The 16,060-nt window shown below is 70.1% G+C and carries 12 protein-coding genes; 6 read left to right on the forward strand and 6 right to left on the reverse strand.

Going from position 1 to position 16,060, the window contains the following annotated elements; translation table 11 throughout:
* Positions 1–13 precede the first annotated feature (13 nt).
* Positions 14–2,917: a hypothetical protein gene (locus bpln_RS00515; RefSeq protein WP_055137854.1), complete on the reverse strand. Its 2,904-nt coding sequence runs from the start codon at positions 2,915–2,917 to the stop codon at positions 14–16.
* 438 nt (positions 2,918–3,355) lie between these two features.
* On the opposite strand from bpln_RS00515, the gene bpln_RS00520 reads away from it, so the two are divergent.
* A complete protein-coding gene (locus bpln_RS00520) occupies positions 3,356–3,739 on the forward strand; it encodes a hypothetical protein (RefSeq protein ID WP_148653916.1) in 384 nt (127 codons plus the stop codon).
* A complete protein-coding gene (locus bpln_RS00525) occupies positions 3,736–3,945 on the forward strand; it encodes a hypothetical protein (protein ID WP_055137856.1) in 210 nt (69 codons plus the stop codon). Before bpln_RS00520 ends, bpln_RS00525 begins: the two co-directional genes overlap by 4 nt.
* Positions 3,946–4,080: 135 nt before the next feature.
* On the opposite strand, the gene bpln_RS00530 is transcribed toward bpln_RS00525, so the two are convergent.
* The 5 genes from bpln_RS00530 to bpln_RS00550 are packed head-to-tail and all read right to left on the reverse strand — an operon-like array spanning position 4,081 to position 9,948.
* On the reverse strand, positions 4,081–4,905 hold the full coding sequence (locus tag bpln_RS00530) for an amidohydrolase family protein (protein ID WP_042623518.1): 825 nt from the start codon (positions 4,903–4,905) through the stop codon (positions 4,081–4,083).
* On the reverse strand, positions 4,902–5,933 hold the full coding sequence (locus bpln_RS00535; protein ID WP_055137857.1) for an NAD(P)-dependent oxidoreductase: 1,032 nt from the start codon (positions 5,931–5,933) through the stop codon (positions 4,902–4,904). Before bpln_RS00535 ends, bpln_RS00530 begins: the two co-directional genes overlap by 4 nt.
* A complete protein-coding gene (locus bpln_RS00540; RefSeq protein WP_055137858.1) occupies positions 5,930–7,000 on the reverse strand; it encodes a LacI family DNA-binding transcriptional regulator in 1,071 nt (356 codons plus the stop codon). Before bpln_RS00540 ends, bpln_RS00535 begins: the two co-directional genes overlap by 4 nt.
* A gap of 19 nt (positions 7,001–7,019) precedes the next feature.
* On the reverse strand, positions 7,020–8,912 hold the full coding sequence (locus bpln_RS00545; protein WP_055137859.1) for a TRAP transporter large permease: 1,893 nt from the start codon (positions 8,910–8,912) through the stop codon (positions 7,020–7,022).
* Positions 8,913–8,916: 4 nt separating this feature from the next.
* Entirely contained in the window at positions 8,917–9,948 is a 1,032-nt protein-coding gene (locus bpln_RS00550) for a TRAP transporter substrate-binding protein (RefSeq protein WP_055137860.1), read from the reverse strand.
* A gap of 470 nt (positions 9,949–10,418) precedes the next feature.
* Between bpln_RS00550 and bpln_RS00555 the strand changes: the two genes are divergently transcribed.
* From bpln_RS00555 to bpln_RS00570, 4 genes are all read left to right on the forward strand, one after another.
* The gene (locus bpln_RS00555; protein ID WP_055137861.1) at positions 10,419–11,213 is read left to right on the forward strand and encodes a hypothetical protein; all 795 of its coding nucleotides are present in this window, start codon (positions 10,419–10,421) and stop codon (positions 11,211–11,213) included.
* A 137-nt stretch (positions 11,214–11,350) separates the two neighbouring features.
* Positions 11,351–11,884, forward strand: coding sequence for a CS1 type fimbrial major subunit (locus bpln_RS00560; protein ID WP_055137862.1), 534 nt, complete (start codon positions 11,351–11,353; stop codon positions 11,882–11,884).
* Between the two features lie 140 nt (positions 11,885–12,024).
* The gene (locus bpln_RS00565; RefSeq protein ID WP_148653917.1) at positions 12,025–14,424 is read left to right on the forward strand and encodes a TcfC E-set like domain-containing protein; all 2,400 of its coding nucleotides are present in this window, start codon (positions 12,025–12,027) and stop codon (positions 14,422–14,424) included.
* On the forward strand, positions 14,415–15,620 hold the full coding sequence (locus bpln_RS00570) for a hypothetical protein (protein ID WP_148653918.1): 1,206 nt from the start codon (positions 14,415–14,417) through the stop codon (positions 15,618–15,620). Before bpln_RS00565 ends, bpln_RS00570 begins: the two co-directional genes overlap by 10 nt.
* Positions 15,621–16,060: the final 440 nt, after the last annotated feature.

The following is a 16,060-nucleotide window of genomic DNA, read 5'->3' on the forward strand; positions in this document are numbered from 1 at the left end:
CCACCCCGGCTCCTCATTCCAGCCTGACGTCGACTTCCCCCGCCGCCACCACCAGCGCCTTTCTCGCCGCGTCCTGCATCGAATCGAGCCCCAGCCCCCGCAGCGTGATCGTGACGCTCCTGCCGCCGATCGTCGTCTCGATCTCGGGGATCGTGTAGACGTCGAACGCCAGGCCGCGCAGCGCCGCCGTGACCGCTTCCCTGATGACGGGGTTGAAGGCACTCAACAACACGCCGGCGTCGACAATCACGGGCAGGCCGTGGAAATGCCAGTTCACGTCGACGTCGTCGAGCGCCCGGAACACGATCTTCACTTTCCGCTCCGGCGTGATCTCGATCGAGGCCTCGGCCTGTACGGAACCGTCGGCACTGGCGGTGAAGCCGACATCGCCAAAGATGGTCGAGGCGGCGAGCTTCGCGCCGCCGTCCACGCCGATCGACAGCTTGTACCGGTTGCCCGCCCCCGCGGTCACCTGGAACCGGGGATTGGCGAAGGTCAGCCAGTATTCCGCCGAGACGGTCGTGATGCCGAGGTCGCGGCTCCACCGGTCACGCACGGAAATGTCTTTCAGGAAGGTGGTGGCGACGGCATCCAGGGTGGGCGTGTCGACGCCGCAGAACAGGCGCCCGCGGGGCCAACCGGACGGCGGCGGGGTGACCGCCGCGTCCGGCGCCATGCAGGTCGAGCCGAGCAGGTAGGGCGGCTGCACGGCGACCACCGGCGCGGCGAATTGAACGCCGTTCAGGTCCAGCGCGGGAATCGCAATGCGCCCGAGAATTTCCCGGTTCAGGTAGTCGAGCAGCAGCGGCAGGAAGGCCTGGTTCAGCGCGAGTTCCAGGATGACCCGCAGCGGTTCGTCGATCTGCCCTGAGGCGATCTGCAACTCGCCCCGGTCGAGATGAATCGTCAGGCGGCTGTCGCGGTCGAACCGGACCGTCGCGGCGGCCTCCAGCCGGGCGTCCAGTTCGGCGGCGATCGCGCCGCCCGCCGTCAGCCGCACCTGGGCGACACTGGCGGAAAAGCTCGCCGCGTCGGCCTGCTCCTGCAACGCCTGCTGCTCGGCGGAAAGGGCCGATTGTGCCGAGCGCGGCCGCACCGCCGGCGGCGCGAGCCTGAACACCGGCGCGGTGCGCATGTCGAAGCCGACCCGGGTGAGGCCTTCGCGGTCCACGTCGATCGACGCCTTGAACACCTGGGGATAGCAGCCGCGGTAAATCGCGTCGGCCACGCTGTTCAGCGCATGCTCATCGCCGCCGGCGACGACGTCGTAGCGCTGCGTGGTGGTGCGCCAGAGTTCGTAGGGAGACGCATCGTCCCAGTTGAAGATCTGCAGGACGTTGCCTCGGTCCGGATACGCATCGGAGCGGCGCATGTTCAGCTTCAATTCCCAATCGCTCAGGCAGTTGATCGCGTTGTACAGGCCGGGCACGGTGTCGTTGCGCCAGATGCAGTCCTCGAGCTTCGTCGAGCGAATCTCCGCGAGCGCGGTCGGCTCGCGGTTGCCGCGACGCGCGATGCAGCGGGTCGGGTCGGCCTTGCTGATCAGGAAGAAGCCGGAGCGGCTCGGCACCAGGCGCTGGTCCCAGGTCTGCCAGTTCTCGTCGCCGTGGACGTCCACCGTCACGGTGCCCGGAGCCGGATGCCCGGTGATGAGCAGCATCCGTCCCGACGCCGAGCGCGCCTTCGAGATGATGGACACGTAGTTCGGCGCACGCTTGACGAGCTTGACGACGATCGCGTCGAATCGCGATGCGGCGTCGCGCGAGCCGCAGAACTCGCCGTTCGAGCACCAGGCGGTCTCGCCGCCGCCGCCGTGGCGGTACGCCATGTAAAAGATGTCGTAGCGCGTGAAGTTCTCCCCGGTCAACTCGATCGCGAACCCCTGGATCGTCGCTTGCTGGCCGCGCGTGCCGGCGAACTCGCCGTCCTTGACCCAGCCGGTATCGCCCTTGCCGGTCACGTGCGCCATGTAGCGCAGGCCAAGGCCGACCGGGGCGGCGAACTTGATCTGGAAGCCCTCGAGGGCCTTGCTGTCGCCGCGCGCGCCGGCGTATTCGTTGGGGCCGACGGTGATGTCGCCGAGCTGCTGCACATGCACCAGCACCGAGAATTTGCGCACGAGCTTGACGGTGATCGCGTCGAGCGGGCGCGACTGGCCGCGCGTGCCGCAGAACTCGCCGTTCGCGCACCAGGCGGTCTCGGTGCCTCGCGTGTCGTGCGCCCGGTAGAAGACGTCGTAGTCGGCGAAATGGTCGCCGGTCAGCCTGATCGCGAAGCCTTCCACCGACTGCCGGCCGTCCTCGCCGCCGACGAACTCGCCGTCGCCGAGCCAGGGCGTATCGCCCGTGCCGGCCAGATGCGCCATGTATTGAAGCGACAGGCCGGAGGTCGCGGCGGGCCGGATCTGGAAGCCGCTCAGCGGCAGACCCTGGTCGGGCGCGCCGGCGGCTTCGTTCGGGCCCGCCGTGACGTCGCCCACGCCCGGCACATGCACGCGCACCGCGAACTTCGGTACCAGCTTGACCACCATCGCATCGAGGTCGCGCGCCTGGCCGCGCGTGCCGCAGAACGCGCCGTTCGCGCACCAGGCGGTCTCGCCGCCGCCGTGCTGATAGGCCATGTAGACGACGTCGTATTCCGTGGACTTCTCGCCCGTCAGCGTGATCGCGAAGCCCTGCACCGGCGCGTTCCTGCCGCGGCTGCCGACGAACTCGCCATCCCCGCGCCAGCCCGTGTCGCCCGTTTCGGCGACGTGGGCCATGTAGCGCAGCCCGAGTCCCGCCGCGTCCGGGAAACGGATCCGGAAGCCCTCGAGCGTCTTGTCCTTGCCGCGTGCGCCGGCGTATTCGTCCGGACCGACGGTGATGTCCCCGAGGTCATGCACGTGGACGAGCACTTCAAAGTTTGGCGTGGTCATGTTGGTATCTCATGGAATGGGTGCTGCGAGTCACGCCCGGAACGGGCGAATCGTGGCATGGCGGACGGCCCCGGTTCGGGTGGGCGGCGCCGTCGACGCGGCGTTGGATCGGCCATGCCGGCACCGGCGCGCCTGCGTGATGCGGCGGCGTGCGGTGTCGTTTATTTGGGCGTGAGTATAGGAATGGCCACGTGCGATTTCTGTAGCACAAACGCGCTACAGGGACGGCGCGCGCGGGGCCGTGATGGTCGGGCGGGAGATGGGCTGGAGGCCGGGTTGCCGGGTTCGCGAGCGGCGCGACGCGACTCGCGACCCGGCGGCCCGACGGCCTGGTGAAGGCCGCCAATCGCCCGCCGCCTGCTCTCGCGCATCGGACAGGATTTGTCCGGCCGCCCATCTAGACCCGGGCCCCGTCGATCATCCGCCGGAGCGCCACGCATGGGATTTCTCGTCCGGAAACGGTTGCCGGCCCTGCAGCCCGACCGCCGCCTCGGCGTTGCAGGTTCGGACGCCGCGCTGCACGGCAGGCGGGGCGCCTGGGACAGAGGCTGCGCGCTGCATGGCGCGGCGATGGCGCTCGCGCTGCCCGGGCTGCTGCGCGATCCGAGCGGCCTGCGCGGCACGGCCGACGACGCGGGCGCCGCGTTCCGGGATCGCGCGTGGCCGCACTACCTGCACGGCGTGACGCTCGACGGGTTGCGCGGGTTGCTGGCGGTACTGCGCCGGGGCCTGCGCACGGCGGTGGAGGCGCGATCGCGCGAGGCGGTGGCGCGCTCTATCCGGACTTCCGGGCGTCGATCCATTCGCTCGGCACGGCCGTGACCAACCTCCCCGCCACCACCTGCGTCGCGACGATGTGGGGGCCGAGCCCGGGCAGCACGCCGTCGTCGTTCGCGTTCGACTCGCCGTTCACCGACGTGCTGACGCCGAACGCCGTCTCGACGGTCGAGCAGGCCGTGCAGGTGCGGCTCGGCTGGCAGGCGGGCGGCGAGTGCTACCTCAACACCTGGCAGCACGGCCAGCCCTGAGCGGCTCGCCAGGCACGGCGGCGCAGGCGGCCACGCGGGTTGCGTCGTGTCTCGGGCAGGGCCGCCGGATTCCGGCCGATCTCAGGCTGGCTCCGGGTCGATTTCAGGCCGGCCTCACGTCAACTCACGCCGACTTCACGCCGCCCCGAACCCGTACAGCTCGGCCGGATTGTCGACGAGGATCCGGCGGCGCACCGCGTCGTCGTCGATGCAGCCCATCGCCCAGTCGAGCAGCCGCGCGTCGTCGGGCACCGGCTTCACGTTCGGATGCGGCCAGTTCGAGGCCCACAGGCAGCGTTCGGGATGGCGTTCGGCCAGGTGGCGCGCGAGCCAGGCGCGGTCGTCGTAGGCGGGCGGGCCGTCCCGCGAGCTTTCGTAGGGCGCCGACAGCTTGACCCAGCAGCGCGGCCCGTCGAGCAGCCGGTCGAGCGCGGCGAGCGCCGCGCCGTCGGGCGCGAGCGGCCCGAGGAACTTGCCGAGATGATCGATCACGAGCCGCGCCGGCAGCTGCGCGAGCTGCGCCTCGTGTTGCGGCAGCGTATGGCCGTCGAGCTGCAGGTCGATGTGCCAGCCGAGCGGCGCGATGCGCGCGGCCAGCGCCGGCAGCGCGTCCCACGGCAGCAGCCCGCCGGGCAGCATCATGAAGCGCACGCCGCGAATCCCGCCCGCGTGCAGCCGCTCCAGTTCGGCATCCCCGACCTCGGGCGGCACCACCGCCACGCCGCGCGCGCCGTCGCCGAGTTCGGCGATCGCGGCGAGCGTGCAGCGATTGTCGAAGCCATAGCCGGTCGGCTGCACCACCACCACGCGCGACAGGCCGAGCGCGCGCTGCATCTCGCGGCAGGCCGAGGCGGGCGCGGGCGGCGGCACGAAGGTCGCGCTCGCGGCCAGCGGATAGCCGGCTTCGTATACGTGGACGTGGCAGTCGCAGGCGCCGTCGAATCGCGGCGGCGCGCTCATCGTGTCGGCTCCGGCGCGCCGGCCAGGGCGGCGGAGGCGGGATGACGCTGCGCGAGCCGCCGCGCCTGCGCCGCGTTCACCGCGCCGGCCGGGATGCGCCCTTGCAGCAGCGCCTCGGTCTGCGCGACGGTTTCGAGCGACTGGTGCTCGATCGCGCCGGGCGTGAGGCCGCCCACGTGCGGCGTGGCCAGCACGCGCGGATGCGCGGCCAGCGCCGGCGACGGCATCTGGTCGGCGGCGCGGCCCACGTCGAGCGCGGCCCCGGCCAGCCGGCCGGCGTCGAGCGCGGCGAGCAGCGCGGCCTCGTCCACCAGCTCGCCGCGCGCCGCGTTGATGAACAGCGCGTCGGGCTTCATCGCCGCGAACGCGCGCGCGTCCATCAGGTTGCGCGTGTCGGGCGTGGCGGGCGCCAGGCAGACCACGAAGTCGGCCTCGCCGAGCAGCGCGTCGAGTTCGACCTGGTGCATGCGCAGGTCGGTGACGGTGGCGAACGGATCGGCCACCACCACGCGCATGCCGAACGCGAGCGCCAGCTCGCACAGATAGCGCGCGATCTGTCCGTAGCCGATCACGCCGAGCGTGGCGCCGCGCAGCTCGCGGCCCATGCGCGGCACCGGCGGCTCGCCGCGCCGGTAGCTGGCCGCGTAGGCGCTGGTCGAGCGCGCGAGGTCGAGCATCGCGCCGATCACCCATTCGCTGACGGCCGGCACGAAGCCGGCGCTCGCCTGCGTGACGAGCACGCCGTGTTCGCTCGCGGCCGCCACGTCGACGGTGCGGATGTCCACCGCGCAGCGCACGAACGCGAGCAGCTTCGGCAGCGCGGCGAACAGCGCGCGCGGCGCGGGCGTCTGCCGGTAGCCGATGATCACCTCGGCGTCGCGCGCGGCGGCGATCAGCTCGTCGGTGCTCAGTTCGCGCTCGGCGTCGTTGAACCGGACGCTGGCGACGGCGCGCAGCGCGGCGGCCGCACGCGCGCCGAAATAATGGTCGAGCATGTGGCGCGGATGGCTCACGAATACCTGGGTCATGTCTTTTTCCTGGTTGGCCGGGGGGCTCCCGGCGGCGCGACCGATTCGCGCTCGACGAGCGAGATGTCCGTGAACAGCGTGGGCTCGGCCGCGGCGGGGGCATCGTCCCGGCGCATCACGCGCTCGACCATCGCGGCGGCCATGGCCGGCACCGGCAGCTGCACGGTGGTCAGCGCCGGGTTCGAGATGGCGGCGAGGAAGTGGCCGTCCATGCCGACGACCGAGACGTCGCCGGGCACCGCGAGGCCCGCCTCGCGCAGCCCGGCCATCAGGCCGAGCGCCATCAGGTCGTTGACGGCCACCACGCCGCCAGGCCGCGTCGCGGCGGGCTCGGCCGCGAGCCGCCGGGCCAGCGCGCGGCCGTTCTCGGCGATCATCGCGTCGCCGTATTCGTCGACGGTGCCGCTGTCGAGCACGCGCGCGCCGGCCGCGAGCCCGGCCTCGCTGGCGGCGGCGAGGAAGCCGTCGATCTTGTCGCGCCGGCTCATCGTCATGCCGGCCAGCGTGGCGTAGGCGAGCCGCGTATGGCCGTGCGCGATCAGGTGGCGCGTGGCGAGGCGCGCGGCGCCGAAGTTGTCGGGCGTGACGTGGCCGATGCGCGTGTGGCCGCCACCGGTGGCGCGCCGGTCGTAGCTGACCACCACCATGCCGCGTTCGGCGGCGGTCTCCAGATGACGCTCGTCGGCCAGCGACGAGATCACGATCACGCGGCGCACGCCCTGCGAGAGCAGGTCGTCGAAGAACGACGCCTCCTTCACCGGGTCGCGGTAGGTGTTGCCGATCAGCACGCGGTGGCCGTAGCGCTCCTGCGCGAGGGTTTCCACCTCGCGCGCGATGTAGCCGTACATCGGGTTGGCGATCGACGGCACCAGCAGCCCGACCAGCGGCGTCTGGCCGGTTTTCAGCTGCCGCGCCAGCTTGCTCGGGCGATAGTCGAGCGCGTCCATCGCGGCGCGCACGCGCGCGAGGGTTTCCTCGCGCATCTGGTCGACGCGGCCGTTGAGGACGTTCGATACCGTGCTGACCGACACGCCGGCGTGGCGCGCGACATCCTGAATGGTGCTCATGGCTGGGTGTGTAGAGGCGCTACAGGCCGAAGCGGTTCGGCAACCACAATGAAAACGACGGCACCAGAATCAGTACCACCAAAGCGGCGCACAGTACCACCAGATACTTGAGCATGGGGCGCGCCACCGCCTTCACGTCGGTGCCGGTGATCGCGCAGGTGGCGAACAGGCCGAGCCCGACGGGCGGCGCGAACAGGCCGAGCCCCATCGCCACCACGATCACGGTGCCGAAGTGCAGCGGATCGATGCCGAGCTGGGTGGCGATCGGCGTGAGCAGCGGCCCGAAGATGATCAGCGCGGGCGCGCCCTCGAGCACCGCGCCGAACACGATCATCAGCAGCACCGAGAGCAGCACGAACAGGGTCGGCCCGTACTGATGCGCGAACGCGATCATCGAATCGGACACCAGTGCCGGGATCTGCTCGACGGTCAGCGCGAACGAGACGCTGGACGCCGCCGCGACGATGAACAGGATGCTGCTGGCCATCGACGCCGAGCGCACGAACACGCGCACGATCGAGCGCGGCGTGAGTTCGCGGAACGCGAGCCAGCCCACCAGCAGCGCGTAGACCACCGCGAACGCCGACACCTCGGTGGAGGTGGCGATGCCCGAGGTCACGCCCTTGCCGATCATCGCGATCATCACCAGCGCGACCAGCGCGCCGCCCGCCAGCGGCAGCCAGTGGCGCGGGTTCGGCAGCGCGGCGGCCACGTCGATGCGGCGCCCGGCGATCACGGCCACCACGGCCAGCGCCACCGCCAGCACCACGGCCGGCACCACGCCCGCCAGGAACAGTCCGGCGATCGAGATGTTGGCCACGAAGCCCATGATGATCATGTTCACACAGGGCGGGATGGTCTCGGCCATCACCGCGCTGCAGGCCAGCAGCGCGGCGGCCTCGTCCGGATCCTCGCCGCTCTGGCGCACCGCCGGCATCACCACGCCGCCCACCGCGGCGATGTCGGCCAGCTTCGAGCCCGACACGCCCGAGAAGAACGCCGTGGCGATGATGGTGATCAGGCCGAGGCCGCCGCGCACGCGCCCGAACAGCCGCAACAGCAGCTCGATCAGGCGCGAGGACATGCCGTTGGTTTCCATCAGCAGGCCGGCCAGCACGAAGAACGGGATCGCCAGCAGCACGAAGTGGTCGGTGCCGGCCATCACCTGCTGCGCGTAGACCAGCATCGGCAGCGACGGATCGGCGAGGAAGTAGAGCAGCGCCGAGAGCGCCAGCACGAAGCCGATCGGCACGCCGAGCAGCAGCCCGCCGAAGAAGCCCGCCGCCAGCAGCAGCCCCGGCGAGAGCGCGTGGCCGGGTACGAACGCGTTCCAGGCCACCACCGCGGCGGCGGCCAGCACGCCGCCGAGGAAGGTGCCGAGCACCGTGGCGCGCGGGCCGTTCAGCGCGTTGGCGAGCGCGAAGATCGCCATGAACGCGCTGCCGGCCACCAGCGGATAGACGTCGATCCAGGCCGGCAGCCCGCTCGGCGTCATCTGGCCGTAGGAATCGACCAGCAGCAGGCACGACGACACGCAGAGGTTGCCCGCCACGCCCGCGATCACCCAGTGGCCGAGCTGCACCAGCGCGGGCTGCCAGCGCGCCGGCAGCAGGCCGCGGAACAGGTCCACGCCCACGTGCTGGCTGCGCGCGAGCACGGTGGCCGCGCCGCAGAACACCAGCACGATCATCAGCGCGCCCGCCACCTCCTCGGCCCAGTCCACCGGGTCGTGCAGGAAGTAGCGGTAGATCACCGAGATGAACACCACGGCGACGTCGGCGGCCAGTACCGCCGCGCAGAAATGTTCGATGCCGCGCAGCAGGCAGCCGAGGCCGCGCGCGAGCCGGGTGGTCTCGCCGAAGCCGGGCGCGGCGGCCGCGGCCCGGCCCGACGGGGTGGGCAGGGCGCTCATCGGCTCAGCCCCGCGCGGCGACGATCGCCGGGAACAGCGGCGCGGTGGCCGGATACTGCTTCGCGAAGCTCGCGTAGAGCTTCGCCTGCATCTCGCGGCGCACCGCGTCGCGGTCGGCCGCCGACATCGGCGCGAAGCTCATGCCGCGCTTCCTCAGCTCCTGTTCGGCGTTCGCGGCGGTCTGGATCGCGGTCTGGCGCTGCTTGCGGGTGGCGTCCTGCACGGCCGCCTGGAACGGGCCGCGCAGGTCCGCCGGGAGCTTCGCCAGGGCGCGGCGGCCCATCGTCACGACGATCGGGCTGAACACGTGCTGGGTCTGCCAGCACGACTTCACCACCTCGTCGAACTTGCTCGCCAGCACGGTCGCGCAGTCGTGCTCGAAGCCGTCCACCACGCCGGTCTGCGCGGCCATGTAGAGCTCACCGACCGGAATCGGGGTGGGTACCGCGCCCATCAGCCGGAACGTGTCCATGAAGGCCGGCGTGGGCAGCACGCGCAGCTTCATGCCCTTGAGCTCGGCCAGCGAGTGGACCGGCTTCTTGGTGAACACGTTGCGCCCGCCGAACGAGTAGCCCCAGGTGATGATCGAGCAGCCCGCGCGCTGCTGCAGCAGCTTGTCGAAGCTCGCGCCGACCGGGCCGTCCATGGCGCGGCCGACGTGGTCGAAACCGTCGAACAGGTAGCCGAGATCGAGCATGCCGAGCTCGGGCAGCGCGGTGGCCCAGATCGACGAGCCCGCCACCATCATGTCCACGGCGCCCACCTTGACCTGCTGGACCACGTCGCTTTCCTTGCCGAGCTGGTTGTTCGGGAAGAAGTCGATGCGGATCCGGTCGCCGACGCTCGCCTTCAGGTTCGCGGCCAGATCCTGGTACCAGACGTAGTGCGCGGCGTTCTCGTTGGCCGGCATCGACGAGGACAGCCGCAGCGCGACCGGCGCGTCGGCGCGTGCGAGGCCCGCGAGGCCGAGGCCCGCCGTGGCGAGCGAGGCCGCCGAGGCGGTCTGGAGGAAGCGTCTTCTCGAAATCGACTGCATGGTGTGGTGTCTCCTGGGTGCCGCGCCTGGCGCGAGTGGATGTCGTGAGTCGTCGCGACGGCCACGCAGCGACTGTATCGATTTAGTGTATCGATATAGTCAACCACGGATCAGGCCGGTGCAACTCGGTGTTTTCCCGCCGTTGGAAGGGGCGACGCAGTTCGCTGTGACGAAATTGATCGTGCGGTGGCGGGCGGTTTCGTAGTTTTACGATGGCTCGAAGGGGAGCAATGAACGATAGTTCTTCGCGTTTCGATCAGGTTGGTGTTCGGGGTACGCAAATAAAAACCGGCCGGTTGTCTGAAAACGAGGCGATACCCCGTAGCCAGAGCGCGACGCGCATCAAGGTCAAGGGTTCGAGGACAAGTCAATTGAATGCGAAAGCACACGGGAAACGGCGGGGGATGCATGCGGCGTGGCGGATTTTCCGGTCCGGCGGGAGCCGGCGATACGGGGTCCGAGGCGCGGCCATGACGCTGCTGGCCATCGGCATGGCCGCGCACGCGGCAACCACCGAGCCCGCGGCATCCGCGCCGCTCGCCGATCCCGCCGCGTCCGCCGTCGATCCCGCCCAGTCCGCCGCACCCGGGCCCGCGCCGTCCGGACCGAAACTCAACGTCGGCGGCCTGTACGACTACCTGCCCGGCGACACCTCCTCGATCATGAAACCGATCCGCAACGACGGCGACGAGACCGGCTTCGTCGTCGTCGAGATCAAGCGCATCGCCTTCGATGCCGACGACCACCTTCACGAGTCGCCGCAGCCGGGCGACGGCGCGCTCGAGGACCGCCTGATCGTCAGTCCCAACCGGCTGATCGTGCCGCCGCAGGGCACGCGCAGCACCCGCATCCTCTATGTCGGCAAGCGCGAGGTCGAGCAGTACTTCCGCGTGCGCTACCTGCCGGTCCAGCCGTCGCGCAAGGCCGGCTTCGACGTGTCGCCGGAGGTCGAACGCCGGGCCGCCCGCGCCGGCATCAAGGTGCTGATCGGCTATGGCGAGATCGTGTTCGTGCGCCCGAGCCACGAGCACTACGACACGCGCTTCGACGACACGCCGGACGCGCTGCGCATCGTCAATCGCGGCAACACCACCGTGGTGCTCGACAACTACCGCGTGAGCGCCCGCAACCAGGCGGGCGACGAGCCGTCGCGCCACTTCATCCTGCCGGGTCGCACGCTGACGGTGAAGAAGCAGGATGTCCGGTCGGTCGCGTTCGATCTCGAGGAAGGCCGGCATACGCGCCACCAGCACTTCGATTTCTAGCCTGCCGCGCCCGGTCGCGCCACCGGCTTCGCGCGCCCCCCCGATTCGTCCGTTTTCGTTTTCCCGCTGACTGAAACGTCAGTGCCACTCGGTCGTTCCATGACGGCCGTATTCGTCAATCCAAGAGGTATTCAGTCATGCTTAGCAAGCTCGCTTTCCAGTCCCTGGTCGCCGCGTCCGTCGCCGCAGTCGGCATCGCGCACGCCGACACGGTGCAGCAGAACATCCAGCTGCGCGCCACGGTGCCGTCCGGCACGTCCTACGTGAAGGCGGTGGGCGGTTGGCCGGCCGATGCGGTGGACTTCGTCTACGACCAGAACACGCAGAAGCTGCGCAACCCGCCCGTGATCGGCCTGCGCATGCGCAACAACATGGGCACGGGCCCCGGCGCCGGGGGCGTGATTCTGGCCAGCCTCTCGTACCCGATCGTGCTCAGCGACGGCGTGGCCACCGACGATCTGCCCGTGCAGGCCTCGATCAGCGGCAGCGCGCTGACGAAGCCGGTCGTGCTGAGCACGACCGGGCAGCAGATCTACAACGACAAGGCCGGCGCGGAAGTGGACGGCGCGCTGACGCTGCACGTGCAGGACGACGCGAAGCTGAATCCGGGCCAGTCCTATCAGGGCACGGCCGCGCTCGTGTTCGACTTCCAGCCGGCGCCGGCGCAGTAATGTCCCCCCGCCGTTCATGATCCGCGCTCCAGACCGACCTCGTGCCGATCCGCCTCCATCGCCTTGCCTGCGGCGCCCTGCTTGCATTTTCAGCCGCGCGCAGCTTCGCCGGACACATGGAGCTTCAGCCGACGCGCTACATGAACGATCTGCCCGACGGTTTCGCGAGCGCGATCTATGACGCGCCGCTGGCCGTCCGGGTAGAGGTCGACGGTCGCTACCTGGCCGACGCGATGGTGGTGCTGGATCGCCACGATCGCGTCACGCTCACGCAGATGATGGCGGGCGCCGAGAGCACGATCCCGCTCGAGCGGCGCAACGAGTACGAGGCCGTGCTGCGCCGCGGCCTCACGCTCGGTACCTGCTCGGGGCTCGACTGCCGCGCCGGCATCGTGCGCAGCGCGTTCGGCCTCGCGGATTCGAAGCTCGCCCTGTTCACGGACCGCGGCGCCGCCGATGCCGCCAGCGCCACCTATCTCACGCCCCCGGCGCGCGGCAGCGGCGGCGCGGTGCTCTCGCACGGCCTGTCGCTCGTGAGCGATCCGGGCGGCGGGGCGAGCAGCCTCAACTACGATCTGTCGATCTCTTCCAACCTCGGCAGCTGGACCGCCTACTCGGACCTGCAGGTGATCTACGAACACTACCGCTCGTTCGGCGGCTTCGGCGGCGACCAGTGGCGCAAGTACCTGAACGACGCCTACCTGCAGCGCGAGTTCCACGGCTACTACGCGCGCGCCGGGATTTTCGCGCCCGACAATTCGACCGACCAGGGCAACCTCGCGCCGCTGCCCTACGCCGGCGCGGACACCATCGCGGGCTTCTCGATCGGCTCGTCGGACACGCTGCTGCGCTCCGACCGGCACGCCAGCATGATCCCGCTGACCGTCAACGCGAACCGCGCCGGCCGCGTCGAGATCTACAAGGACGGCCGGATGCTGGCCACGCGGGTGGTGCAGCCCGGCGTCACCGAACTGCCCACCGAGGATCTGCCGAACGGCATCTACACGGTGGAGGTGCGGCTCTACGAGGGCAACCAGCTGGTGTCGAGCATGCCGGAGAGCATCTACAAGCCGACCAACTGGAACGGCCGCAGCCGCTGGCGGTTTCGCGTCTACGGCGGGCGCCGCTTCGCGCCGTGGGACGGTGCGTTCGACGACACCGGGCGGGGCGACTGGGCCGGCGGCGCGCAGCTCGGCTACCTGCTCACGCCACGGCTGCGCGGCGGCGTGACGGTGTCCTACCAGGGCGACGACACGCCGGTGGGCCTGTTCGTCGACTACCAGTTCAACGACAGCGCGCGGCTTTACGTGAATCCCTATTATTCGTCGCGGCGCGGCTCGGGCTTCGAGGTCCAGGGCACGCTGCGCGCGGGCACCGCGAGCCTGGCCGTCACGCACCGCTACGCGCAGGTCAAGTACAGCCGCCGCGTGCGGACCTACGACGGCAGCCCGCTGCCGGTCTACACCGACATCTCGCGCTACAGCAGCGTGGTCGGCTCGTGGCAGGTCAACGAGCACAACCGCCTGAGCACGAGCCTGCGGTTCGATCACGTCCATGCCCAGCACACCATCGACCTGTCGTTCTATCGCGATCTCGTGACCCACGGCGGCACGCAGATCCAGGCGTTCGTGAGCCTGTACGACCGGCCGGCCGCGTGGAGCGGCCACGACATCCGCCAGCGCGAGCACGGCGTGATGATCGGCCTGACCGGCACGTTCGGGCGCGGCAGCGACCAGTTCAACGTCAGCACGGGCGCGGGCCGCACGGCGGCCGGTCTCGACCGCTCGGTCAACCTCGGCTACCAGCACAACTTCGCGCACGGCGCCGTGCAGTCGATCGACGTCGCCGGCAACTATGCGCGCGGCGGCAGCTCGGCCACGGCGTCGGCGCGCTTCTCGGCGCGTCACCTTAGCGGCGACGGCTACGTGCAGTACGCGACCGGCAGCGGCGACGCCTCGCTGGGCCTGAACCTGCGCAGCACCACGGCGATCGGCGGCTGGGCGATCGGCGAGGCGGCCTCGGACCTCGGCGCCGCGCGCTCGGCGGTGGTGCTCGACGTCGGCGCCGATGGTGCCGCGCTGCCCGCCGGCCTGGTGGCGCGCATGAGCGACGGGCAGTTCGTGACGCTGCATGCGGGGCGCAACCTGGTGGCGGTCGATCCGTATCGCACCGCCCACCTGAGCTTCGACCAGCTCGACGGCAAGACGGGCGGGGTGCGTTTCCGGCCCGAATCGATGTCGGTGCAGCTGTATCCGGGCGGGGTGGTGCATCGCAAGCTCGACGCGATCCGCACCATCACGGTGGTGGGGCGCGTCGTCGATGCGAACGGCCGGCCGCGCACCGGCATCCGCATCGTCAATCACGCCGGCCAGGCCTGGCCGGAAAGCGACGGCGTGTTCACGATGGAGGTGAGCCGGCAGCAGCCCACCATCGAGATCTTCGACGGCGGGCGCGATGTCTGCCACGTCGACCTGCGCCACCGGATCGTGCGGCCCGACGCGAGCGGGGTGGCCGTGCTGGGAGACCTGACATGTCGATGAAGCGATATCTGGCCGGCTTGACGGCGCTGTTGATCCTGACCGGCACGGGTACGCGCCACGCCGAGGCGTCCGACCTGACGATCAGCGCGAGCTACCGCGGCAACCTTGCGCAAACGAACGGCCATCTCACCAACACGACGCCGCAGAGCGGCATGTGCGTCGATCATCCGCAAGCGTGCCCGCCGGGCAGCTTCAGCCTGCTGTTTCCGTGGGCCGGCAACGCCGGCGGCCATCTCGGCGTGAAGCTGCTGTCGAAGGACCCGCGGGCCCCGTTCGAGGACCGTTTCTATATTGGCTTCAACGTCCCGTCGTTTACCTTCATCACGGTGGCGGACGATGCCGGCTTCACGCGTTCGCTCAACTTCGAGGTGACGTCGATCGGCCTGTCCGCCAACCGGTTTCCGGCGTCGCCGACCGCCTCGATCGGGCATTCGGGCTGCGACTTCATGGGCGGCACCGCGTGGGGGCAGTCGCCGTTCTACGCGATGTTCAAAAGCGCGAGCAGCGGATATTGCGTCTACTACGGGCCGCCGCAACCGGGCCTCGATTCGGTGGAAATCGGCGACGTCAGCTTCAGCTATCGGCTCACGCTCGATCAGCCGTGGACGTGGCGTCCCGGCATCTATCGGGGCAGCTACCTCTATCGGTTCGGCCCGGGTAACAACCTCGATTTCGGCCGGAATTTCCAGGGCAACACCGACGATGTCATGCTGCATTTCGTGGTGTCGGTCGAGCCGGACATGTACGTCCACTTCCTGAGGGACGGCAACTGGAACGCCCTCACCGTCGAGATGGAGCCGATGGGCGGCTGGCTCGCCTGGCAGAGCGAGATGCCGCCCGTATTGACGGGCAGCACCTGGTTCGATTTCGGCACGCGCGGGCCGGTGTCGATCAGCATGGCCTGCGCCTACCCGGTCGGCGACGGGTGCGGCATCGCGCAGAACGACACCAGCCCTGCGCTGGGCGTCGACGTGCTGCTGACCGATGCCGGCCTGACGGACGACACGGGCCGCCAGGCCATCGACAGCCGTCTGACCCAGGCGCCGCGCGTGTTCACGCCGGTTTCAGCGCAGGGCAGCGGCATCCGGCAGGCACGCCTGACGTTTCGCACCTCGGCCGGTACGACCGGCCGGATGCGGCGCGGAGAAAGCTATTACGGCTTGTTGATTCTCACCTTCGATTCCGGCGTCGACTAGCGCCGGCCGATTGTTTCGGGTTCGAGCCGATCGGCGCGCCGCGTCGCCACTTTTCCGTAACGGCGCGGCCGGCCGTTGCGGGGCATGGCGCGGCCGCGCGTCATGCCGCCGGTTCGCTTCGCGCCGATGCGGAAGGGTTCGCATCGGCCGCGCGCGCGGCTTCGCGCTTCATGAGACGCTCCGACCTGCCTGGCCACGCCAACAGGGGATTACGTTCACGGGGTGCATGCGAACGGCTCGCGTCGGGACGAACCATCAACCACCGACGCTTCACACCACAGCCTCGCCGCAAAACAAAACGAGAACGCCAGCAACGGCTGCCAAGGCAAGTTTCACCTCGCCACCGACCGGTCGCGGGTGCCGTCGCGCACCCGCGCGGGCCGGCGCGCGAGCGTGGTAACGGCCTCACCTCGCCCGTTCCGGCTTGATGGATCGCGCAC

Source organism: Burkholderia plantarii, assembly GCF_001411805.1.
Lineage (GTDB): Bacteria > Pseudomonadota > Gammaproteobacteria > Burkholderiales > Burkholderiaceae > Burkholderia > Burkholderia plantarii.